We start from the raw sequence: 23,201 nt of genomic DNA on the forward strand, positions 1-23,201 counted from the left end.
AAAAAACAGTCAGTCATTGAATCGCAAAGGATAAAAAGGAAGTGGCAAAGATTAACGCGACTTTTGTCACTTTTTATAAAATCTCCGCTGGACAAAACGTCTCACAATTGATGTACTGATACCCGACACAGCATTAGTGTCTTTTTTTCATGTAAAGGTAATTTTGATGTCTAAGATTAAAGGTAACGTTAAGTGGTTTAATGAGTCCAAAGGATTCGGTTTCATTACTCCGGAAGATGGCAGCAAAGACGTGTTCGTACACTTCTCTGCAATCCAGAGCAATGGTTTCAAAACTCTGGCTGAAGGTCAGCGCGTTGAGTTTGAAATCACTAACGGTGCCAAAGGCCCTTCTGCTGCTAACGTAATCGCTCTGTAATCCAGACGAGACAGCAAGAATTTCAAAACCCGCTCACTGAGCGGGTTTTTTTCGTTTCAGCTTAGCTAAACAGATATAAATTCAGAAAGCTGGCGACGATAAGCAAACTCAGCATCACCATCCCCGCGCACATCATGCTCTCTTTCATCCCGGCACCCCTTCTCACTAGTTGGGCTCAGGGTGCCAGAGAAAAATTAAGACAACATTAACGCGCGGTTTCTATTGCGCGTTTGCGCCAGAAAAAAGCCAGAATGCGATCGCGGTCATCATCAGCGACCCCAGCAGGTTTAACGCGATATTCAATAATGCCCACGAAACACGGCCTTCCTGCAGCAAAAAGATGACTTCCGCCGAAAACGTTGAAAACGTTGTCAGGCCACCACAAAAGCCGGTGGTGATCAGAAGCTTCCAGACAGGGTCAATGTGCGTCATGCGGTTGAACCAGGCCAGACCCATACCAATGATAAACGCACCGATCAGGTTGGCGGCCAGCGTGCCCAGGGGAATGATCTGATGCAGTGGGTTGAAGCGCATGCTTAACAACCAACGCGCAACGCTGCCCGTTCCGCCGCCAATAAATACGGCTAAAAGTAGTTGAAACACGAACAATACCTGCTATTTGATGTGTAGAGGTTATGAGTGTAACGCCGTTTATGGCAGGGGGAAAATATGTATGTCGCGGTAGGGCAGTTTGCAGTAACGCCGGAATGGCAAAAAAATGCAGAAACTTGTGTATCGCTGATGGAGCAGGCCGCGGAGCAGGGGGCCTCGCTGCTGGTGTTACCCGAAGCGCTGCTAGCGCGTAATGATAACGACCCGGATCTGTCTGTGAAATCGGCTCAGCCGCTCGACGGCGGTTTTCTCACATTGCTACTGGCTGAGAGCGCACGCAATACTATGACAACCGTCTTGACGCTGCATGTGCCTTCCACTGCGGGCAGGGCGGTGAATACGCTGGTTGCATTGCGGAGCGGCAAAATCGTTGAGCAGTACGCCAAACTGCATCTCTACGATGCGTTCAGTATTCAGGAGTCGAGGCTGGTGGATGCCGGAACGATCGTGCCGCCGCTTATCGAGATCGAGGGGATCCAGCTTGGGTTGATGACCTGTTACGATCTTCGTTTCCCGGAGATGGCGATCAATCTGGCGCTGGCGGGCGCACAGGTACTGGTACTCCCTGCGGCCTGGGTCCGGGGCCCCCTGAAGGAGCATCACTGGTCGACGTTGCTGGCGGCCCGGGCGCTGGATACGACCTGTTATGTCGTGGCGGCAGGCGAGTGTGGGAACAAAAATATCGGGCAAAGCCGTGTCATCGATCCGTTGGGCGTGACCGTTGCCGCTGCGGCGGAGGCACCTGCGCTGTTAATCGCTGAAATCAACCCACAACGTATCGCCTATGCCCGGCAACAATTACCGGTGTTACGTAACCGCCGTTTTGCGCCACCGCAATTATTATGACGTTTTTTTCAACAAGGCTTGATTCACCTTGTTACAGATTGCTATTGTGTCAGCGCGCCAAATGACCGTTAATAAACTCGGGTTTTAAGGGCGCATTACGCAGCCTGTTTCAAGTCAAGAAGGTATCTATGGGTGAGATTAGTATTACCAAACTGCTGGTGGTTGCCGCACTGGTGGTCCTGCTGTTTGGTACTAAAAAGTTACGCACGCTGGGCGGAGATCTGGGTGCAGCCATTAAAGGCTTCAAAAAAGCGATGAACGACGATGATGTAACGGCAAAGAAAACCGCCGATGCAGACATCACCGCTGAGAAGCTCTCTCACAAAGAGTAATAGGCTCGCAGTAAACAAAAAAACCGGCTCAGGCCGGTTTTTTTATGGGGGAAATGTAAGCGGGTGTGATCCGCTTATTTCACCTCTTCCCCTTTCGCCTGCATATCGGCGTGGTAAGAAGAGCGGACAAACGGACCACAGGCTGCATGGGTAAAGCCCATTGCCATGGCTTCAGCTTTCATTTCATCAAACTCTTCCGGGCTGACGTAGCGCTGAACCGGCAGGTGGTGACGGCTTGGCTGGAGATACTGGCCCAGTGTCAGCATGGTCACGCCGTGACGACGCAGGTCGCGCATCACTTCAATGATCTCTTCGTTAGTTTCGCCCAGACCCACCATCAGACCCGATTTCGTTGGGATATCTGGATGCGCCTCTTTAAAGCGCTCCAGCAGCTTCAGAGACCAGTTGTAGTCTGCACCAGGACGTACCTGACGATACAGGCGTGGCACGTTTTCCAGGTTGTGGTTAAACACGTCTGGCGGCGTCGCGTTCAGGATCTCCAGAGCGCGGTCCATACGGCCACGGAAGTCAGGCACCAGCGTTTCAATTTTGATGTTCGGACTTTTCTCGCGAATCGCGGTAATGCAGTCGGCAAAGTGCTGTGCACCGCCGTCACGCAGATCGTCGCGGTCAACGGAGGTGATAACCACATAGCGCAGCGCCATGTCGGCAATTGTCTGCCCCAGTTTCTGCGGCTCATTCGCATCCGGCGCGACAGGGCGGCCATGGGCAACGTCACAGAACGGGCAACGACGGGTACAGATGGCACCCAGGATCATGAAGGTCGCTGTACCGTGGTTGAAACACTCGGCCAGGTTAGGACAAGAGGCCTCTTCACAAACGGAGTGAAGGCCGTTTTTACGCATCGCCGCTTTGATTCCCTGGATACGCGACGAGTCGGCCGGAAGTTTGATTTTCATCCATTCCGGTTTTCTTAACAGCGCTTCGCGCTCCGTAGCCACGTTTTTAACCGGGATAAGGGCCATTTTATCGGCATCGCGGTATTTAACACCGCGTTCCATCACAATGGGTTTACTCATAGCGTGCGTGTTCCAGTTGCGAAATTCGAGGGAAAGCGTTTCTATTCAAGGGAATGTTGCAATTATCAACTATATTTGAACGAACGACAGGCAGTATATCATTGATACGGACGATAAAGCAGCCTGAGCGGTCGCCAATTTGTAAAATAGTTGTTGGATTGTGCGATTTGACCTACCCGCGACAGGCGTCAGGGGTAGTGTGATGACTCAAAACGTCTGACGGATCACGTTGATGACGTTTTCCAGTACCGGATCGCGCAGGCTCAGCTTGTTGTAATACAGCGATATCTCAGCCGTTTCTGCGTTGAGTTGCGCCAGAGGGATCTGCTCTAGCGGCCAGCAGTTGCGAAGCAGACTGAACATGCGCGTCGGCATGATACCAATCAAATCGCTGCTACCGATCAGGGCGGCAATCGTAAACATATTGTAACTACTAAAGCTCACCGGACGCTCCGGGAAGATCTCATTCACCCGCTGACGCAGGCCGTTCATACTTTGCCCTTCGGTAATTAGCAGCGTTTGCTCGTAATGGCGCAGATTTTCAATCGTGGCTGGCTGGCTCAGCGCCGGGTGATGCTTACGACACACCAATAACAAGGTGTCGGTAAACAGCACGGTATGGCTGAGCGCGCGTGCATTGAGCGTATTAGCATCAATAATCAGGTCGGTCTGAAATTGGGCAAGCTGGGCTTCCGCATCGGTAATCGGAATGTTGCGCAGCAGCAGTTGCGGTGCGTGAGTTTTGACGGCGTGGTAGATCTGTGGCATCAACAGTGCGCCGATGGAAGGCGTGGTACCGATGGTAATAGTACGCTGTTTGTCATAGCTGCCAGTCAGGTCCAGTGCCCCAAGGATCGACTCAAGCCCCTGACTAATATATTCGTGCAGATGCGTGGCATACGCGGTAGGCGTAACCCCCTGGCCTTTACGAATGAAAAGCGGATCGGGAAATATGGCGCGTAACTTCTGGATAGACTGGCTTATAGCTGACGGCGTGAGATTAAGAATTTTCGCAGCATTAACGATTCCTTTGTGGACATATACTGCCTCGAATATTGTCAATAAGTTGAGGTCAATATTGCGTAAAGTCCGAAAAATTTGCGGTTTCGCATCTCCGCTCGGCTCACTAAGGCGTTTTTCTGGACGATTATTATAATCCACGCTTTCGCTCCATTCTTGTTCGCAATATAAATAATAGTTGAAATTAAATATTATGCTTATTGTTCTGATTGAACAGTTTTGCCGTAGTTACTTGCTGTTAGGAATCAAACGGTTGCTTGACTGCTGCGCAGGTAGTGACTTGCCACTCGGATGGCCGTGCCGGCACAGGCTATTATTTAGCGCTTATTGGCAGGGGCTTTGCAGGCTTTTTGAAAATATAGAAACTCGTGTTTATTGTAAAGTCAAAATGCGGGGAAATAAGGATGGCCCGCCAAATAAGTGGGCCAAAAAGGAATAATTTTAAGCATCCATATATTCATGGGGTGGATAGTTTAGCAGTGCTAAAAAAGCATTAACTAAACGAGGGCGAACATTATCAATCGCTATATTATCGCTGAACTGACGCATTTGGGTCATTTCCATCCCTGCGTAACCGCATGGATTGATTCGATGGAAAGGCGAAAGATCCATATCGATATTCAGGGCCAGCCCGTGAAATGAACAGCCTTTGCGGATGCGTAAACCCAGTGAGCAAATTTTCATCTCGCCCACGTAGACGCCCGGCGCATCGGCACGTGGATGGGCTTCAATATCGAATTCCGCCAGCGTATTGACCACCGTCTCCTCAAGCAGTGTGACCAGCTCCCGCACGCCCAGCTTTCTGCGCTTCAGGTTGAGTAACACATACATCACCTGCTGGCCCGGGCCGTGGTAGGTGACCTGACCGCCGCGGTCGCTCTGGATCACTGGAATGTCACCCGGCATCAGCAGATGCTCGGCTTTACCTGCCTGGCCCTGAGTGAAGACGGGCGGATGTTCAACCAACCAGATTTCATCCGGGGTGTTTTCATCGCGGGTATCAGTGAATTCGTGCATAGCAATGGAGACTGGTTCATAGGGCTGTAGCCCCAGATGGCGGACAAGAATTTTATCCTGATGCAAAACAACATCTCCGAAAACGAGAGGAAAAGTGTAGCGGGGAGTATATCACAGGGGGAAAACGGGTTACCCGGCAAACCGGGTAACCGAGAGGATTAGAGCACCATACGTACGATTTCGATGTTACCGAGCTCTTCGTACAGGGTTTCCACTTGCTCAATGTGCGTCGCGGTGATGGTGATTGAAACCGAGTGGTAGTTACCTTTGCTGCTCGGTTTGACCGACGGAGAATAGTCACCCGGCGCATGGCGCTGTACCACTTCCACCACCTGATCAACCAACTCAGGTTTCGCCAGACCCATTACTTTGTAAGTAAAAGGGGTAGGGAATTCAAGCAGTTCGTTAAGTTTGGTTTTCATGTCAGCTCCGGTATTGCATCAAAAAAAGAATAACTCCCACGCGGGTGGGAGTTATCAGGTTACATAGTATATGGGGACGGAAATCACACTTTCAAGTGTTCAGATTTCAACCAAACCAGTGGTGGAACATCAATTTAATGTAATCAATGATTTTGCCAAAGAAATTGCCTTCCGGAATTTCTTCCAGCACCACCAGCGGACGCTGATCGATGGTTTTGCCATCAAGCTGGAAATTGATGGTGCCGACAACCTGATTTTTCTGCAACGGTGCATGCAGCTCGCTGGAAGTCAGCACATAGCTGGCTTTCAGGTCTTTCATACGGCCACGGGGAATGGTGAGATAAAGATCTTTATCCACACCTAAAGAGGCGCGATCGTTGCTGCCAAACCAGACGGGCTCGGAAGCAAACTCTTTACCGGCTTTCAGTGGGTTCACGGTTTCGAAGAAACGGAAGCCCCAGGTCAGCAGTTTTTTACTCTCGGTTTCGCGACCTTTATAAGTACGACCGCCCATTACGGCAGAGATCAGGCGCATCTGACCTTCGGTGGCGGAAGCAACCAGGTTATAGCCGGCTTTATCGGTATGGCCGGTTTTGATGCCGTCTACCTTCAGGCTGTTATCCCACAGCAGGCCGTTACGGTTCATCTGGCGGATGCCGTTAAAGGTGAACTCTTTCTCTTTGTAGATAGAGTATTCGTTCGGCACATCACGAATCAGCGCCTGACCAATCAGCGCCATATCCCGTGCGGAGCTGTACTGCCCCTCTGCATCCAGGCCGTGTACCGTCTGGAAATGGCTGTTCTTCAGGCCCAGCGCGTTCACATAGCTGTTCATCAGACCGACGAAGGCATCCTGGCTACCGGCAGCAAAATCGGCCATCGCCACGCAGGCGTCATTACCGGATTGCAGGTTAATGCCACGAATCAGCTGGGATACCGGAACCTGCATGCCTGGTTTCAGGAACATCAGAGACGAGCCTTTAAAGACCGGGTTGCCCGTCGCCCAGGCATCGTTACCGATGGTGACCAGATCCGTCTCTTTAAATTTACCCGCTTTCATCGCCTGGCCGATGACATAGCTGGTCATCATTTTGGTCAGGCTGGCCGGATCACGGCGCGCGTCAGCGTTCTGTTCCGCCAGCACTTTGCCGGAGTTGTAGTCGATCAGGATATAAGATTCCGCGTCAATCTGCGGAACGCCAGGGATCATGGTCTTGATGTTAAGGTCATCGGCGTAAGCGGCAGACAGTGTGGCTGCGCAAAGTGCCGTGGTGAGCGCCATGCGCTGCACAAAACGAGCGGAGAAAGTGGTCTTCATGGTCAGAACAACGACGTCCGTGATGAAATTAAAAAAAGTGCCTTACTATAGCAAAAGCTATACAGGCAGGCATCCGACTTTCAGCGTGAGAGTGTTAACCACTCTGACAAAAACTGACAATTCGGACACCGCCGATTAATCATTTTGCAACAGCGATAAAGGACTGCAGTTGCGCTTCATTTTGTAAACGTTGTTGCAGCGCTGCGGCTTCACTTTTGCTGGCAAACGGACCTAACTGGATACGCCAGACGGCGCCATTTTGTTCCAGACGACCCGGTACACCAAACTTCTGGCTGAGCCCCTGCTGATACTGCTGGGCGCGAGCCTGATCGCTGACTGCACCAACCTGTACGACAAAGTTACCCGCAGCAGCAGGGGAGGCGGCAACGGCACCCTGGGTAGCGCCTGGCGCCGTGACCGGTGCTGTGTTTTGCGGCGCTGCAACCGGCTGCGGTGCTGGCGGCTCGCTACCTTCCAGCACGCCAGAAGCCAGCGTGGTTGGCGCACCGAGGAAGCCACTGCTGCTGACTGGCGCGCCCATGCTGTCTTCACTTTTCAGCGTATCGTTGCTGATAGCACGTACATCACCCTGGGGAACCGCAGGCTCAGCCGGGGAGGAGACGCTACCCATTCCGCCGCTTAAATCGGGGCGAGCAGGCAGAGCGTAGGTCTGTTTAGCGACCGTAGTGCAGGCCATACCCGGACCTGAAAGCGAACCGTCCTGCGCCACGATGATAGGATCGATGCGCACTTTGGTATTGTTTGAGGTGTTCAGTCGGTCTGCCGCCGCGCGGGAGAGCGAAATAACGCGATCATTACCGTACGGGCCGCGATCGTTAATGCGCACCACAATCATCCGGCCATTGGCCAGGTTAGTGATACGGGCATAGCTCGGGATCGGCAGCGTTGGATGGGCGGCAGTAAGCTGCATAGGGTCGAACGCTTCGCCAGAAGCCGTCAGGTTACTGCCGGGCTCGGCATCATAAATCGCAGCCAGGCCAGCCTGACTGAAGCGCGAAGCATCCTGCACAATTTTATAGCTTTTGCCGTCACGCTCGTAATCCTGATTGGCGGTAGCGCTCAGTGGTTCAAAGCGTGGATCGGCACCACTAATCTCAACAATCGGACCATTACAGACCGCTGGCTGCGCGGGTGCGACGGTCGCTTGCTGCTGACCATCGTCACTTGTACAGGCTGCCAGTAAACTTACTGCGATGCAGATCCCAGGCCACTGCTTGCGCATTGCGCTCCCCTTATACGCTCTTCGACAACATTTTTCTGTGGGTATGGATCGACATGACGATACCAAACCCGGCCATCAGCACGATCAGTGCCGACCCTCCGTAACTTACCAGCGGCAGCGGTACGCCAACCACCGGCAGAATACCGCTCACCATACCAATATTTACGAAAACATAAACGAATAAAATCAACATCAAGCCACCGGCCATTACACGACCAAAGGTGGTTTGCGCCCGCGCCGCAATCCACAGCCCACGCATGATAAGCAGCAGATAAAGCGCCAGCAGGATTAAGATGCCAACCAGCCCCAGCTCTTCTGCCAGTACCGCAAAGATAAAGTCGGTATGACGTTCAGGTAAGAACTCCAGCTGCGACTGGGTACCATGGAGCCAACCCTTTCCGCGCAGGCCACCGGAACCAATAGCAATCTTCGACTGTATAATATGATAGCCCGCCCCCAGTGGATCGCTCTCTGGATCCAGCAGCATCATGACGCGTTGACGTTGATAGTCGTGCATCAGGAAGAACCACAGGATGGGAATAAAGGCTGCCACCAGCACCACCGCGATGCCAATCAGACGCCAGCTCAGGCCGGAAAGGAACAGGACAAACAGACCGGAAAGGGCGATAAGAATCGAGGTTCCCAGGTCAGGCTGTGCCGCCACCAGCAGGGTAGGCAGGAAGATCAGCACCAGTGCGATAGCCGTATTCTTCAGTGAGGGGGGGCAGACGTCGCGGTTGATAAAGCGCGCCACCATCAGCGGCACCGCAATTTTTGCAATCTCTGAGGGCTGAAAACGCACTATCCCCAGATCAAGCCAACGCTGTGCACCCTTGGAAATGGCGCCAAACGCATCGACAGCGACCAGCAGAATGATACAAAAAATATAGAGATAGGGGGCCCAGCCTTCATAGACACGAGGCGGGATCTGCGCCATCACCACCATCACCACCAGGCCCATGGTAATCTGGCCGATCTTGCGCTCCGTCATACCCAGGTCCTGGCCGCTGGCGCTCCAGATAACCAGCGCGCTATAAACCAGCAGCGCCAGCAAAATCAGCAGCATGGCCGGATCGATATGGATTTTGTCCCACAGCGATTTTTTATTCGGATTATCCGTCACGATTATTGGTCCTCCGCGGCGGCGGTAGCCGGGTTTTCATTTGGCAATTCGGTGTTGTTATCACCCAGCATGATGTGATCGAGGATCTGGCGCATGATGGTACCAACCGCCGGGCCGGCGCCGCCGTTTTCCAGAATAATCGAGACGGCAACCTGCGGGTTGTCATAAGGGGCGAAGCCGATCATCAGTTTGTGGTCACGCAGACGTTCGGCAATTTTATGCGCGTTATAGGTTTCGTTAGCCTTCAGGCCGAAGACCTGCGCAGTACCGGATTTCGCCGCAATTTTATAAGGTGCGCCCGCAAAGTATTTATGCGCCGTACCGTTCGCACGGTTCGCAACGCCAAACATCCCGTCTTTGGCAATTTCCCAATAACCGGAATGAATATCGCCCACCGGCGGCTCGTGCGGCTGAATCCAGGGGACTTTCTTGCCATTTTCAACGGTGCTCATCAGCAGGTGCGGCACTTTTACCACCCCGTCGTTAATCAGCGTCATCAGCGCTTTGTTCATCTGGATCGGCGTAGCGGTCCAGTACCCCTGACCGATGCCTACCGGGATGGTATCGCCCTGATACCAGGGTTTTTTGAAGCGTTTTAGCTTCCATTCGCGGGTTGGCATGTTACCGGAGCGTTCTTCCGAAAGATCGATACCGGTGTAGTGGCCATAGCCAAATTTCCCCATCCACTCGGACAGCCGATCGATACCCATGTCGTAAGCGACCTGATAGAAGAAGGTATCGGCAGACTCTTCAAGCGATTTGGTGACATTCAGATGACCGTGACCCCATTTTTTCCAGTCACGGTACCGCTTTTCAGAACCTGGCAGCTGCCACCAGCCGGGGTCAAAGAGGCTGGTGTTGCGGGTGATCACCCCAGAACTGAGGGCAGAAACGGCCACATATGGCTTCACGGTGGACGCCGGCGGGTAGACGCCCTGGGTGGCGCGGTTAATTAGCGGGGTGTTCGGGTCGTTCAGCAGGCCGGAGTAATCCTTGCTGGAGATCCCATCCACAAAGAGGTTCGGATCATAGCTTGGCGTTGAGACCAGCGACAGAATGCTGCCGGTACGCGGGTCGGTAACAATCACCGCCGCACGGCTGCCAGCCAGCAGGGTTTCGATATATTGCTGCAGCTTCAGATCGAGGGTGAGGTAGATATCATGCCCTGCCTGCGGCGGCACCTCTTTTAACTGGCGGATGACGCGGCCACGGTTGTTAACTTCAACCTCTTCATAGCCCGTCTGGCCATGCAACACGTCTTCATAGTAACGCTCAATCCCCAGCTTGCCGATATCATGGGTCGCCGCGTAGTTAGCGAGTTTGCCATCTTTATCCAGGCGTTCGACGTCTTTATCGTTGATTTTAGAGACGTAGCCAATAACGTGGGTCAGGGCCGAGCCATAAGGGTAGAAGCGGCGTTTATAGCCTTTCACCTCAACGCCCGGGAAGCGGTACTGGTTAACAGCAAAGCGGGCGACCTGGACTTCGGTCAGGTTCGTTTTCACCGGAATGGAGGTAAAGCGGTGCGAGCGTGAGCGCTCTTTTTTAAAGGTCGCGATATCCTCGTCATTCAGGTCCACCACGCTGCGCAGGGCTTCCAGCGTCTGCTGAACATTATCGACCTTCTCAGGCATCATTTCGATTTGGTAGATCGTGCGGTTCAGCGCCAGCGGCGTGCCGTTACGATCGTAGATAATGCCGCGACTCGGCGCGATGGGAACCAGTTTGATACGGTTTTCGTTAGAACGCGTCTGGTAGTCGGTAAAACGGACGACCTGCAGATTATAGAGGTTGGCAATTAGCACGCCAGTAAGCAGCAAAATCCCCAAAAAGGCGACCAACGCCCGACGCACAAACAGCGCGGACTCAGCCGAATAGTCGCGAAAAGAATTCTGTAGTTTCATCCGCTGCTTAATTTATCCAGAACGTAATCATTACTCACGGTGATAAGGATGGTTGGTTGTGATACTCCACGCGCGGTAGAGGCTCTCGGCAACCAGCACCCGCACCAGAGGGTGGGGAAGTGTCAGCGCGGAGAGAGACCAACTCTGTTCTGCTGCCGCTTTGCAGGCAGGGGATAACCCCTCCGGGCCGCCAATCAACAGGCTGACGTCGCGACCATCCTGCTTCCAGCGTTCGAGCTCGTGCGCCAGTTGGGGCGTATCCCAGGGTTTCCCCGGAATATCGAGAGTGACGATGCGGTTTTTACCTGCTGCAGCCAGCATCATCTCACCCTCTTTATCCAGAATGCGTTTGATATCCGCGTTTTTGCCACGCTTACCCGCCGGAATTTCGACCAGTTCAAACGGCATATCCTTAGGAAAACGGCGCAGATATTCAGTGAAACCGGTTTGTACCCAGTCGGGCATTTTGGTGCCAACGGCGACCAGCTGCAGCTTCACGCATTAACCCCAGAGCTTTTCCAGCTCATACAGGCGACGACTCTCTTCCTGCATGACGTGGACAATAACATCGCCTAAGTCAACAACGACCCAGTCAGCGGTCGCTTCGCCTTCCACGCCCAGCGGTAACATACCTGCCGCGCGAGACGCCTGAACCACATGGTCAGCAATAGACGCGACATGGCGCGTGGAGGTACCGGTGCAGATGATCATGCAGTCGGTGATGCTTGATTTGCCCTGAACGTCAATGGCAATGATGTCCTGACCTTTCAGGTCATCAATTTTGTCGATAACAAAATCCTGGAGTGCTTTACCCTGCAAGTGTTCCCCCTGGGGTGAGTGAGATTGAGCAACATTAAATTCGTAGCCAGACAGTATACCTGAACTGACGGCGGCGTCGGGACAATTGTCACCGGACGGGCGTTTGGAGGCGGGTATCATCCCACCCCCGGTCAGAGATTGCATCGCCATTTTTGTAAAACAGTTTTTGTAAAAGCATGCCTGGCATCGCCTGGCTGCGGAGGATATCAGCCTGGATGGGGCTGTCAATGGCGAGAGCGTGAATGGACGGCTTTTTCAGCCTTTCAGCGCGTCGTTGTCGGTTTTCTGGTACAGACCCTGCTGCTGAATGTAACGAAGTACCGCTTCGGGTAACATTTCTGCGCAGGATTGACCGTTCTGCAGGCGCTGACGAATCTGGGTGGCAGAGATATCAAACCACGGCGTTTCAGCCAGATAGATTTTACCGGCAGGCAAGGTATGCAGGTCGTCAACGTGGGGCGTAAGGTGCGCTTCCAGCCACTGCTGGTGCACCTCTTCTTTCATCGTTAAAGGATAGCCCGGGCGACGGCAGACAATAAGATGGCTGTTATTGAGGATGGTGTCGTACTGATACCAGGAGGGAAAGCTGAGTAACGAATCCTGCCCAATAATAAAGGCCAGCGGTGCGTCCGGGCCTTGCTCTTCTCGCCATGCCTGCAAGGTTTGCGCAGTCCAGGAGGGGGTATCCCGACGGAGCTCGCGCTCATCGAGGCGAAAAAGGGGTTTATCAGCAATCGCCAGCTCAAGCATAGTTTTACGCTGTTCGCTGGTCGCCTCCGGCTGAGGGCGATGAGGGGGCACATTATTGGGCATGATGATAACCCGCTGCAGCCCAATCAGGTTTGCCAGTACCTCTACCGGCTTCAGGTGCCCATAGTGAACTGGGTCGAAAGTGCCGCCATACAGCGCCTGTAGCGTTTTCATATCAGCCTTCGATAAAAACATCAGCCAGTGCTTTATGGCACAGCAATAACGACAAGCTCTCCAGCTCTGACCATATCGACTGGCCGTAATCCTGTTTCAGCGTGAGTTCAGCGCGGGTCAACAGTTGCACGGCCTGGCGCAATTGCTCCGGGCTGAGGCGGTTCAGCGCCTCGGTGGTCATCCCCCGGCGGTTTTGCCAGACGCGGTGCTTATCGAACAGCGCGCGCAGCGGCGTGTGGGCTGACTGACGTTTCAGATTAACCAGCAGCAAGAGTTCGCGCTGCAGGGTTCTGAGTAGGATCACCGGCTCGCTGCCCTCAAGACGCAGCTGCTGCAAAATGTGCAGGGCACGTTTGCTTTTGGCGGCCAGCAGGGCATCTACCCAGTGAAACGGGGTAAAGTGAGCGGCATCGTTCACCGCCTGCTCCACGCGGGGCAGGGTCAGTTTGCCATCCGGCCAGAGCAGAGAAAGACGCTCCAGCGCCTGGGCGAGGGCCAGCAAATTCCCTTCGTAACAGTAACAGAGCAGCTGGTTGGCGGCATCGTCGAGCTGAAGGTTGTTCTGCCGGGCGCGGGCGGCCACCCATTTGGGTAGCTGCGCCTGTTCCGGTGTCTGGCAGGTGACCAGCACGGACTGGTTTGCTAACGCGGCGATCCAGGCGGCATTTTCTTGTGCTTTAGTGAGCTTATTGCCTCGCACTATCAGCAGCAGATCGCTGTGCAGCAGGCTTACCAACGTAGCGAGTTGCTCGTTGATGGCGGCGTTAGGGCCGTTTTCGGGTAGCTGGATCGACAACGTCTGTCGCGTGGCGAACAGGCTCATCGCCTGGCAAAGCGAAAAAATCTCCTGCCAGTCGGTGCTGTTATCCAGCGTAAAGCTGTGGTGTTCGTCAAAACCCTGGGTCGCGGCTATCTGACGCACCGCGTCATGGCTCTCTTGTAACAGCAGCGGATCGTTTCCGAGTAACAGATACGCCGCGCGCAGCCCCTCTTTGAGCTGCGCGCGGAGTTGCTCAGGGTACAACCTGATCATCAGTTACCCAGCGTCGTGGAGACGCGAGGCGTGGTCGTAACGGGCGTCGCTTCTGCCGTCTCTTTTTTATCCGCAGCCTGGATACTCGGCAGCTTACGGATCAACTGTTCAGCCGCTTTGTCGTACATTTCGTTGACGATAATGGTGCGTTCAGCATCTTTTGCCAGCGCTGCCTGCGGGTTATCGAAGAACGAACGGTACACTTTAGTACTGATCGGATAGATATCATGGCCCGGAATCAGTACTGCTGCGCTCACCTGCATGACCATCTGGTATTCCGCGGTACGACCATCCTGGAAGATGGAAGCGGTATCCTGGCTCAGGGATGAGCGCAAGACACGGAACGATGGCACATCCTGACGCAGAGAACCTTTTTCGATCAGTTCAACGCCGTTAAGGCGCAATTGGTTACGGATGGCACGGCTAAGCGGGCCATTCGGATCCCCGGAATCGAAGATCATGGTTTTCATCTGATCCGGCACCGCGGTGGTATTACGCAGGTGCCAGCCACAGCCAGCGGTGACAAGCACCGCCAGAGATAACAGTAATGTTGCCAGTTGTCGCACGCTTCCTCCTGCGCTTAGCCAACGACCAGATTCAGCAGTTTACCGGGTACGTAGATCACTTTACGTACGGTAACGCCGTCAAGGTACTTCGCCACCAGAGGCTCCTGAGCTGCACGTTCACGTACCTGCTCTTCAGAAGCATCCACTGCCACGGTAATTTTGCCACGCACTTTGCCGTTAACCTGCACCACCACCAGCGTGGTGTTTTCAACCATGGCTGCCTCGTCGGCAACTGGCCACGGCGCGTTGTCGATATCGCCTTCGCCGTTGAGCTCTTTCCACAGGGTAAAGCTGGCGTGCGGGGTGAACGGGTTCAGCATACGAACAACAGCCAGCAGCGCTTCGCGCATGACGGCACGATCCTGCTCGCCCTCCTGCGGGGCTTTCGCCAGTTTGTTCATCAGTTCCATAATAGCCGCAATTGCGGTATTGAAGGTCTGACGGCGACCAATATCGTCCGTAACTTTGGCAATCGTTTTATGCACATCACGGCGCAGTGCCTGCTGATCTTCAGTCAGAGCGTCAACCTTAAGATCCGCGACATCGCCCTGTGCAAGGTGTTCATAAACCAGTTTCCAGACGCGTTTCAGGAAGCGGTTAGCCCCTTCAACGCCTGATTCCTGCCACTCCAGCGTCATATCTGCCGGTGAAGCAAACATCATAAACAGACGCACGGTATCCGCGCCGTAACGCTCAACCATCACCTGCGGGTCGATGCCGTTGTTTTTCGACTTGGACATCTTGCTCATGCCGGTATAAACCAGTTCATGACCTGCGGCGTCTTTCGCCTTAACAATACGGCCTTTCTCGTCGCGCTCAACAATCGCATCTACCGGGGAAACCCAGTTACGCTCGCCGTTCGCGCCCACGTAGTAGAAGGCATCTGCCAGCACCATACCCTGACACAGCAGCTGTTTGGCTGGCTCGTCAGAGTTAACCAGGCCTGCGTCACGCATTAATTTGTGGAAGAAGCGGAAATAGAGCAGGTGCATGATGGCGTGTTCGATACCACCAATGTAGATATCGACCGGCAGCCAGTAGTTTGCTGCTTCGGAATCCAGCATGCCTTCCTGATACTGCGGGCAGGTATAGCGTGCGTAGTACCAGGAGGACTCCATAAAGGTGTCGAAGGTGTCAGTTTCACGCAGCGCAGGCTGACCGTTCACGGTGGTTTTTGCCCACTCCGGATCGGCTTTGATTGGGCTGGTGATACCGTCCATGACGACGTCTTCCGGCAGGATCACCGGCAACTGGTCTTCTGGCGTTGGCATTACGGTGCCATCTTCCAGCGTCACCATAGGGATTGGCGCACCCCAGTAACGCTGACGGGAAACGCCCCAGTCGCGCAGACGGTAGTTCACTTTACGCTCGCCAACGCCCATGGCAGCCAGCTTGTCGGCGATAGCGTTAAAGCCCTCTTCGAAGCTCAGACCGCTGAATTCGCCGGAGTTGAACAGGGTGCCTTTTTCGGTCAGCGCCTGTTCGGACAGGTCAGGCTCAGCGCCATCTGCCGCCAGGATAACCGGCTTGATGGTCAGGCCGTATTTCTTAGCAAACTCGTAATCGCGCTGATCGTGGCCAGGAACCGCCATCACGGCGCCGGTGCCGTACTCCATCAGTACGAAGTTAGCTGCCCAGACCGGCACGGCTTCGCCCGTCAGCGGGTGGATAGCGTTGAAACCGGTCGCAACACCTTTTTTCTCCATGGTCGCCATGTCGGCTTCGGCCACTTTGGTGTTACGGCATTCATCAATGAAGGCAGCCAGCTCTGGATTGTTTTCGGCGGCTTTCTGCGCCAGCGGGTGCCCTGCGGCTACGGCCAGGTAGGTCGCACCCATAAAGGTGTCCGGACGCGTGGTGTAAACGGTCAGGGTCTGATCGTAGTTTTCTACGTTAAAGGTGATTTCCACCCCTTCAGAACGACCGATCCAGTTACGCTGCATGGTCTTCACGGTATCTGGCCAATGATCCAGATTATCCAGATCGTTCAGCAGCTCGTCAGCGTAAGCGGTAATTTTAATAAACCACTGCGGGATCTCTTTACGCTCAACTTTAGTGTCGCAGCGCCAGCAGCAGCCATCGATAACCTGTTCGTTCGCCAGTACGGTCTGGTCGTTCGGGCACCAGTTAACGGCAGAGGTCTTTTTATAGACCAGCCCTTTTTTGTAGAGCTCGGTGAAGAACTTCTGCTCCCAACGGTAATATTCCGGGGTACAGGTGGCCAGCTCGCGGCTCCAGTCATAGCCAAAGCCCAGCATTTTAAGCTGGTTTTTCATGTAAGCGATGTTGTCATAGGTCCACGGCGCAGGGGCCGTGTTGTTTTTCACCGCCGCCCCTTCAGCCGGCAGACCGAACGCATCCCAACCAATTGGCTGCAGCACGTTTTTGCCCAACATGCGTTGGTAGCGGGCGATCACATCACCGATGGTGTAGTTACGCACGTGGCCCATGTGTAGTCGACCAGAAGGATAGGGAAGCATCGACAGGCAGTAATACTTCTCTTTGCTCTCGTCTTCGGTGACTTCAAAGGTGCGCTTCTCGTCCCAGTGTTGCTGGACGTGGGATTCTATCTCTTCCGGGCGGTATTGCTCTTGCATGGCAGCCAGTGGTCCTGTGTTCAATACAGCTACAAATGTAGCCAATGTAAGTGGTATTCCAGATCCGCATAGCATAGCCCAAACGCCCGCGTCAAAACAGCCTTTAGCATAAAAGCGGCGGACATGAATTTACGCTATCTGTGGCAGAACTGACAAAGCGCTGAATAAATAAGGTCTATTATTAGAGACAGTTACTCACCCAGGAGGCAAAAAGATGAACAAGGTTGCTCAATTTTACCGTGAACTGGTCGCCACGTTGACTGAACGTCTGCGTAACGGCGAGCGCGATATCGATGCGTTGGTAGAGCAGGCGCGTCTGAGGGTAATCCAGACGGGGGAGTTAACGCGGACAGAGGTTGAAGAGCTGACCCGGGCTGTGCGCCGCGATTTAGAAGAGTTTGCCCGTAGCTATGAAGAGAGCCAGGGCGAGGTGGCAGACAGCGTATTTATGCGGGTAATTAAAGAGAGTCTCTGGCAAGAGCTGGCGGATATCACCGATAAAACGCAGCTCGAATGGCGCGAGGTGTTTCAGGATCTCAACCATCATGGGGTCTATCACAGCGGCGAAGTGGTAGGGCTGGGGAATCTGGTTTGCGAAAACTGCCACTACCATCTGGCGGTTTATACCCCGGATGTGTTGCCGGTCTGCCCGAAATGCGGTCACGATCAGTTCCAGCGCCGCCCCTTCGAGCCGTAACCGTTTTGTGAACGAGTGAGAGGGGACGTGACGTTCCCTCAGCCCTGAGTCGGCGCGCTGAATCTGCGGAATGAGAGCGATGTCTCGGGGGTGTCCCACACCAGAATGAGCTGCAGCACAGGAGAATCTGAAGGCTGCGGTGGAATATCGATCAACGACGTAATATATCCCCTGGCAATAAGCGCATTCTGTAGCGTGCGTGAAAAGAGCCGTACCCCTTCAACCCCAAGACATTTATTGACGGCCTGCTGAATAATCCCGCCCAAGAGCGTATACGCCAGCTGTGGGTTATCCGTATCAAATGTTACGTGAGTAATTTTTCTGCACGTGGTCTCGTGGGGAAAAAGGATCCGGTTCGGGCGTCGCTGAGGAGGCGCTGGGGCATATTTAGGCCTGTCCCAGCTGAAAGTCTGCTTTCGGTTATGACTTTGTCCGTGGAGATCCGGGATGCTGTTGGCAACGCTGGCGTGAGCAAATTGACAACCAAATAAGAGAAACAGCAGGCCGGTGAACAGGCCATTGAAAATCATTGTCATGAAGCGACATCCATTTTGATTCATTCACTGAGGTATAACGACGATCGTCACATCGCAAGATCCCTTCTCGCGAGGTTATAGCTTTGTCGTAATGGTGAAACAAAGCAAATAATGTCTGATTTAAGAAGCGCTAATTATGTCGGGGACGAATCAGGGCCGGATTGACTAACCCGGCCGCGCAGGGTTATTGCTGATAAAAAGCCAGTCGTTCTGCCAGCAGATCGACAAACGCCTGACGATCAATATCCAGCATCACTTCAGTATTCGGCGCGTTGCCACTGAGGAAGTAGTAATCGACCACGGTCATGCCTTGCGTATATTTGCCCTGCGTCTCAACGCCGACCCAACGTGTTACGGTAGTGAAGATCTCCGGCTTCAACAGCCAGGCGATGGTACAAGGGTCGTGCAACGGCGCTCCGTTAAAGCCCCATTTCTCGGTTTTATGATATTCCATAAAGAAGTCGAGAAGCGCGGCGACCGTGGTGGCGACGGGGTTGCCAATGCTGCGAAAACGTTCGATATCAGCGGCCATAATTTGCGCCCGATGAGTAACATCAAGGCCGGCCATCACCACCGGAATTCCGGACTGGAAGACAATTTCGGCCGCTTCAGGATCGACGAAAATGTTGAATTCCGCGCTGGGCGTCCAGTTGCCGAGCGTCATCGCGCCGCCCATGATCACGATTTTCGCGATCCTGTCATGCAATTCAGGGTGGCTGTTAAGCAGCAGCGCCACGTTAGTCTGCGGGCCTGTGGCAACCAGGGGGACGGGCTCGCTGCTTTCACGTAGCACCTTCGCCATCAGCTCAACCGCGGTGCAACTTTGTGGCGCAAAGCTGGGTTCCGGCAGCGCCGGGCCATCCAGTCCACTTTCGCCATGGACGTTGTCGGCAATAATCAACTCACGCATCAGCGGTTTTTGCGCGCCGCCGGCAACCGGAATATCGGTGCGCTGTAGCAGGGTGAGCATCCGCAAGACATTGCGCAGCGTTTTATCCGGGGTCTGGTTTCCGGCGGAAGAGGTCACCGCTTTGACATCCAGTTCGGGGGAGGCGAGGGCAAGAACAAGCGCTATCGCGTCATCATGACCCGGATCGCAGTCGAGGATTATTGGCTGTGCCATAGGACTCTCCATTTCTCAGTGTAGTTTTGTGACAAGGCTAACGCTTACGCCATGAGCAGACGAGAACAAGAGAGTAAAAGCGTGAGGAGGTGCGCAATCCTGCGATTGCGCACCCTGGGTTTAGTGCAGAATTTTGGCGAGGAAGTCTTTCGCGCGGTCAGACTGTGGATTAGCAAAGAACTCTTCTTTGGCGGAGTCTTCGACGATCTTCCCTTCATCCATAAAGATGACGCGGTTAGCCACCTTGCGGGCAAAGCCCATTTCGTGGGTAACCACCATCATGGTCATGCCTTCGTTGGCCAGCTCAACCATTACGTCCAGCACCTCGTTGATCATCTCAGGGTCGAGCGCGGAGGTCGGTTCATCAAACAGCATAGCGACCGGATCCATGCACAGGGCGCGAGCAATGGCGACGCGCTGCTGCTGGCCGCCGGAAAGCTGCGCCGGGAATTTATCAGCATGCGCCGAAAGCCCAACGCGCTCCAGCAGCTTCAACCCTTTGTCACGAGCTGCCGCTTTATCGCGCTTGAGAACTTTCACCTGCGCCAGGGTCAGGTTCTCAATGATCGACAGGTGAGGGAACAGCTCAAAGTGCTGGAACACCATGCCCACCTTCGAACGCAGCTTCGCCAGATCGGTTTTCTTGCTATTTACCACGGTACCATTGACCGTGATCTCACCCTGCTGCACGGGTTCAAGGCCGTTCACCGTTTTGATAAGGGTGGATTTACCGGAACCCGATGGACCACAAACCACCACCACTTCGCCTTTCTTCACTTCCGTAGAGCAGTCGGTCAGCACCTGAAAGTGCCCATACCATTTAGAAACATTTTTCAGGGAAATCATTACACTGTCCTTTTCTTCAGCCAGCTGACCAACAGCGACGCGCTTAAACTAATGACAAAATAGACCGCACCTGCAAACAGGATCATCTCGACCTGCGTACCGTCACGCTCACCAATCGTGGAGGCGGTACGGAAGAAGTCCGCCAGACTGAGTACATACACCAGCGAGGTATCCTGGAAGAGAACGATACCCTGTGTGAGCAGCAACGGAACCATGGCGCGAAATGCCTGCGGCAGAATGATCAGCTTCATCGACTGCCAGTGGGTCATCCCTAACGCCAATGCCGCACTGGACTGCCCGCGTGAAATACTCTGGATCCCGGCGCGGATAATCTCGGAGTAGTAGGCCGCTTCAAACATCGAGAAGGCCACCATCGCCGAGATCAGGCGAATATCGGACTTCGGCGACAGCCCCAGAACATCCTGCAAGAATCCAGGAACGATCAGATAAAACCACAGCAGCACCATCACCAGCGGAATGGAGCGGAACACGTTTACGTATGCGGTCGCGAACCAGGCGACTGGCTTAAAGCTCGACAGACGCATGACTGCCAGCAGGGTGCCCCAGATAATCCCGACGATCACCGCCGTGATGGTAATCTTCAGGGTAATGACCAGACCGTCCAGCAGGTAGGGCATGGAGGGAACAATAGAACTCCAGTCAAACTCGTACATTATTTGCCCCCCAGGTTGCCCGGCAGGCGTACTTTACGTTCGACCAGGTTCATCACCAGCATGATGATGGCGTTAATCAGCACATAGGCCAGCGTAATCGCGGTGAAGGATTCCCAGGCGTGCGCGGAGTAATCCAGCAGTTTCCCGGCCTGTGCCGCCATATCCACCAGACCAATGGTTGAGGCGATGGCCGAGTTTTTCACCAGGTTCATCATCTCCGAGGTCATCGGTGGAACAATCACCCGATAGGCATTCGGCAGCAGTACGTAGCGGTACGCTTGCGGCAACGTTAGCCCCATCGCCAGCGCGGCGTTTTTCTGCCCACGGGGCAGCGACTGAATGGCGGCGCGTACCTGCTCGCACACGCGCGCAGCGGTAAACAGCCCCAGACAGAGCATCGAGGAGACAAAGAACTGAATGTTAGGATCCAGTTCCGCCTTGAACCACATGCCGATATCTTCCGGCAGCAGTTCTGGCACCACCAGGTACCAGGTAAAGAACTGAACGATTAATGGGACATTTCGGAACAGCTCCACGTAGAGCGTGCCGATTGATGAGAGAAAGCGATTCGGTACGGTGCGTAAAATACCGAACAGGGAGCCAACGAAGAAAGCGATGATCCAGGCCGTAATCGACAACGCGACGGTAACCTGAAAGCCGCTCCACAGCCAGCCAAGATAGGTGGTGTTGCCGAACGGGGCTTGTTGCAGAAAAATGCCCCAGTTCCAGTCTATTGACATAATAAACTCCAGAAAAAAAAGGGTAGCAGCGCTACCCTCGAAGATTGGTGAGAAGCTCATTTTTCGCGCTGAGTGGGGAACGACCACTCAACGTATAGTCTGTCCATGCTTCCCGACAATCGAGAGGGCAGGAGATCCCGCCCCTGTTGTTCTAATTAGTTAAGAGCCTTGTCGTTTGGTGATTTGAACAGTGCTTTCATGTCGTCAGACAGTTCAAAGTTCATATTCAGATTTTTTGGTGGGATAGGGTTCTTGAACCACTTATCGAACCATTTTTCCGCTTCGCCGGACGTCTGCACCTGAGCGATGGTGTCATCGATCAGTTTCTTAAAGTCCGCGTCATCTTTGCGCAGCATACAGCCGTAGGCCTCTTTCGACTGCGCCGTGCCGACGATTTCCCAGTTGTCTGGTTTCTTCGCCTTCGCACGTTCGCCCGCCAGCAGGGCATCATCCATCATGAACGCCACCGCGCGGCCGCTCTCCAGCGTACGGAAAGAGTCGCCATGGTCTTTGGCGCTGATGATACGCATATCCATTTTTTTCTCGTCGTTCAGCTTGTGCAGCAGAACTTCGGACGTGGTACCGGACGTCACGACAACCGCTTTCCCTTTCAGGTCAGCGAAGTCTTTGATCTCACCGCCTTTTTTGGTCAGCAGGCGTGTACCTACGACAAAAATAGTGTCAGAGAAGGCGGCTTGTTTCTGGCGCTCCAGGTTGTTGGTGGTGGACCCACACTCAAAGTCGAAAGTCCCGTTCTGCAGCAGCGGAATACGGTTCTGGGAGGTGATTGGAATCAGCTTCACCGCCAGGTCAGGCTTGTTCAGCTTCTTCTTCACCGCTTCAACGATGGCGTTGGAATAGTCCTGTGAGTAACCCACGACTTTTTGCGTGTTGTCGTAGTATGAGAACGGGACAGAGGATTCACGGTGGCCGACCACGATGACGCCGTTTTTGGCAATCTTGTCGAGCGTGCTGCCCGCTGCCGGCGCAGCGTCTTCAGCGTGCACCACGCCTGCGGACATTCCCATCACCAGCATTGCTGTGGCCAGTTTACGTAATTGCATACCCAACTCCTTTCTTATCAGCGCCAGAGACGCATTGATACCCATTGTGATGTTGTTATATCTCGCGCTATGCGAGTGCAGTGTTATGCAAGCTTGTTAACATTTAGTCTGGCTTAATGTAAAGATTTTGCTGCGTTATTGTTTATTTTTGCGAAGCGCGCCGCACCATTCAGAGGCAAAAATCCCTCCTTGCACCGTTTCGGTGCTACCGCTGAACTACGGTGGTGCGACCAGGTTGTACATCAAGCCAGATTGCGTTTGCTTGAATAAACAAAGCAATAGCCGTGCCAGAATTGGCAGGTTTACGGTCAGAGAGATAAATAGCGAAG

General features: G+C 53.8%; 25 protein-coding genes. 4 read left to right on the forward strand and 21 right to left on the reverse strand.

Going from position 1 to position 23,201, the window contains the following annotated elements:
- Window positions 1–166: 166 nt before the first annotated feature.
- Complete coding sequence (cspE, locus tag WFN75_RS01900) at window positions 167–376, forward strand: transcription antiterminator/RNA stability regulator CspE (RefSeq protein WP_002439184.1); 210 nt, start codon at window positions 167–169, stop codon at window positions 374–376.
- Between the two features lie 219 nt (window positions 377–595).
- Here cspE and crcB read toward each other — a convergent pair whose 3' ends face one another.
- Entirely contained in the window at window positions 596–979 is a 384-nt protein-coding gene (gene crcB, locus WFN75_RS01905; protein WP_336995546.1) for a fluoride efflux transporter CrcB, read from the reverse strand.
- Between the two features lie 66 nt (window positions 980–1,045).
- Between crcB and WFN75_RS01910 the strand changes: the two genes are divergently transcribed.
- Both WFN75_RS01910 and tatE read left to right on the forward strand, forming a co-directional pair.
- Window positions 1,046–1,834 (forward strand): deaminated glutathione amidase, encoded by a 789-nt coding sequence (locus tag WFN75_RS01910; protein WP_288821161.1) that lies wholly within the window; start codon window positions 1,046–1,048, stop codon window positions 1,832–1,834.
- Window positions 1,835–1,962: 128 nt separating this feature from the next.
- Window positions 1,963–2,166 (forward strand): twin-arginine translocase subunit TatE, encoded by a 204-nt coding sequence (tatE, locus tag WFN75_RS01915; protein WP_040076588.1) that lies wholly within the window; start codon window positions 1,963–1,965, stop codon window positions 2,164–2,166.
- 74 nt (window positions 2,167–2,240) lie between these two features.
- Here the strand turns inward: tatE and lipA are convergent, their stop codons facing one another.
- From lipA to leuS, 14 genes are all read right to left on the reverse strand, one after another.
- Window positions 2,241–3,206, reverse strand: a complete 966-nt coding sequence (lipA, locus tag WFN75_RS01920) for a lipoyl synthase (RefSeq protein WP_046884300.1) — start codon at window positions 3,204–3,206, stop codon at window positions 2,241–2,243.
- Between the two features lie 207 nt (window positions 3,207–3,413).
- Window positions 3,414–4,367, reverse strand: a complete 954-nt coding sequence (locus WFN75_RS01925) for a YbeF family transcriptional regulator (protein WP_040076586.1) — start codon at window positions 4,365–4,367, stop codon at window positions 3,414–3,416.
- A gap of 300 nt (window positions 4,368–4,667) precedes the next feature.
- Window positions 4,668–5,309: a lipoyl(octanoyl) transferase LipB gene (gene lipB / locus WFN75_RS01930; RefSeq protein ID WP_325946521.1), complete on the reverse strand. Its 642-nt coding sequence runs from the start codon at window positions 5,307–5,309 to the stop codon at window positions 4,668–4,670.
- Window positions 5,310–5,401: 92 nt separating this feature from the next.
- Window positions 5,402–5,665, reverse strand: a complete 264-nt coding sequence (gene ybeD, locus WFN75_RS01935) for a DUF493 family protein YbeD (RefSeq protein ID WP_003858718.1) — start codon at window positions 5,663–5,665, stop codon at window positions 5,402–5,404.
- 106 nt (window positions 5,666–5,771) lie between these two features.
- Window positions 5,772–6,983 carry a D-alanyl-D-alanine carboxypeptidase DacA gene (gene dacA, locus WFN75_RS01940; RefSeq protein WP_336995547.1) on the reverse strand — a complete coding sequence of 404 codons (1,212 nt, stop codon included), beginning with the start codon at window positions 6,981–6,983 and terminating at the stop codon, window positions 5,772–5,774.
- A gap of 139 nt (window positions 6,984–7,122) precedes the next feature.
- Entirely contained in the window at window positions 7,123–8,226 is a 1,104-nt protein-coding gene (rlpA, locus tag WFN75_RS01945; protein ID WP_336995548.1) for an endolytic peptidoglycan transglycosylase RlpA, read from the reverse strand.
- A gap of 10 nt (window positions 8,227–8,236) precedes the next feature.
- Complete coding sequence (mrdB, locus tag WFN75_RS01950) at window positions 8,237–9,349, reverse strand: peptidoglycan glycosyltransferase MrdB (RefSeq protein ID WP_032617027.1); 1,113 nt, start codon at window positions 9,347–9,349, stop codon at window positions 8,237–8,239.
- Between the two features lie 2 nt (window positions 9,350–9,351).
- Complete coding sequence (mrdA, locus tag WFN75_RS01955) at window positions 9,352–11,253, reverse strand: peptidoglycan DD-transpeptidase MrdA (protein WP_046884296.1); 1,902 nt, start codon at window positions 11,251–11,253, stop codon at window positions 9,352–9,354.
- Window positions 11,254–11,283: 30 nt separating this feature from the next.
- The gene (rlmH, locus tag WFN75_RS01960; RefSeq protein WP_040076580.1) at window positions 11,284–11,751 is read right to left on the reverse strand and encodes a 23S rRNA (pseudouridine(1915)-N(3))-methyltransferase RlmH; all 468 of its coding nucleotides are present in this window, start codon (window positions 11,749–11,751) and stop codon (window positions 11,284–11,286) included.
- A gap of 3 nt (window positions 11,752–11,754) precedes the next feature.
- Window positions 11,755–12,072, reverse strand: coding sequence for a ribosome silencing factor (gene rsfS / locus WFN75_RS01965; RefSeq protein WP_040076579.1), 318 nt, complete (start codon window positions 12,070–12,072; stop codon window positions 11,755–11,757).
- Window positions 12,073–12,327: 255 nt separating this feature from the next.
- The gene (gene nadD, locus WFN75_RS01970; RefSeq protein WP_046884295.1) at window positions 12,328–12,996 is read right to left on the reverse strand and encodes a nicotinate-nucleotide adenylyltransferase; all 669 of its coding nucleotides are present in this window, start codon (window positions 12,994–12,996) and stop codon (window positions 12,328–12,330) included.
- A 1-nt stretch (window position 12,997) separates the two neighbouring features.
- Window positions 12,998–14,029 carry a DNA polymerase III subunit delta gene (holA, locus tag WFN75_RS01975; RefSeq protein ID WP_046884294.1) on the reverse strand — a complete coding sequence of 344 codons (1,032 nt, stop codon included), beginning with the start codon at window positions 14,027–14,029 and terminating at the stop codon, window positions 12,998–13,000.
- Window positions 14,029–14,595, reverse strand: a complete 567-nt coding sequence (gene lptE / locus WFN75_RS01980) for an LPS assembly lipoprotein LptE (protein WP_046884293.1) — start codon at window positions 14,593–14,595, stop codon at window positions 14,029–14,031. The genes holA and lptE overlap by 1 nt, the downstream gene beginning before the upstream one ends.
- Window positions 14,596–14,609: 14 nt before the next feature.
- Window positions 14,610–17,192, reverse strand: coding sequence for a leucine--tRNA ligase (leuS, locus tag WFN75_RS01985; protein WP_052452769.1), 2,583 nt, complete (start codon window positions 17,190–17,192; stop codon window positions 14,610–14,612).
- A 214-nt stretch (window positions 17,193–17,406) separates the two neighbouring features.
- Here leuS and WFN75_RS01990 point away from each other — a divergent pair, with 214 nt between their 5' ends.
- Window positions 17,407–17,889, forward strand: a complete 483-nt coding sequence (locus tag WFN75_RS01990; protein WP_040076574.1) for a zinc ribbon-containing protein — start codon at window positions 17,407–17,409, stop codon at window positions 17,887–17,889.
- Window positions 17,890–17,927: 38 nt separating this feature from the next.
- Here WFN75_RS01990 and WFN75_RS01995 read toward each other — a convergent pair whose 3' ends face one another.
- From WFN75_RS01995 to WFN75_RS02020, 6 genes are all read right to left on the reverse strand, one after another.
- Window positions 17,928–18,425: a POTRA domain-containing protein gene (locus WFN75_RS01995; RefSeq protein WP_263617303.1), complete on the reverse strand. Its 498-nt coding sequence runs from the start codon at window positions 18,423–18,425 to the stop codon at window positions 17,928–17,930.
- A gap of 184 nt (window positions 18,426–18,609) precedes the next feature.
- Window positions 18,610–19,548 carry a pyrimidine-specific ribonucleoside hydrolase RihA gene (gene rihA, locus WFN75_RS02000; RefSeq protein WP_336995549.1) on the reverse strand — a complete coding sequence of 313 codons (939 nt, stop codon included), beginning with the start codon at window positions 19,546–19,548 and terminating at the stop codon, window positions 18,610–18,612.
- Between the two features lie 120 nt (window positions 19,549–19,668).
- Complete coding sequence (locus WFN75_RS02005) at window positions 19,669–20,394, reverse strand: amino acid ABC transporter ATP-binding protein (protein WP_040076571.1); 726 nt, start codon at window positions 20,392–20,394, stop codon at window positions 19,669–19,671.
- Entirely contained in the window at window positions 20,394–21,068 is a 675-nt protein-coding gene (gltK, locus tag WFN75_RS02010) for a glutamate/aspartate ABC transporter permease GltK (RefSeq protein ID WP_046884289.1), read from the reverse strand. The genes WFN75_RS02005 and gltK overlap by 1 nt, the downstream gene beginning before the upstream one ends.
- Entirely contained in the window at window positions 21,068–21,808 is a 741-nt protein-coding gene (gene gltJ / locus WFN75_RS02015; RefSeq protein ID WP_040076569.1) for a glutamate/aspartate ABC transporter permease GltJ, read from the reverse strand. The genes gltK and gltJ overlap by 1 nt, the downstream gene beginning before the upstream one ends.
- Window positions 21,809–21,963: 155 nt before the next feature.
- On the reverse strand, window positions 21,964–22,872 hold the full coding sequence (locus WFN75_RS02020; protein WP_207293225.1) for an amino acid ABC transporter substrate-binding protein: 909 nt from the start codon (window positions 22,870–22,872) through the stop codon (window positions 21,964–21,966).
- Window positions 22,873–23,201 lie beyond the last annotated feature (329 nt).

Origin of the sequence: Leclercia sp. UBA7405 (assembly GCF_037152215.1) — a bacterium.
Taxonomy (GTDB): Bacteria; Pseudomonadota; Gammaproteobacteria; order Enterobacterales; family Enterobacteriaceae; genus Enterobacter; species Enterobacter pneumoniae.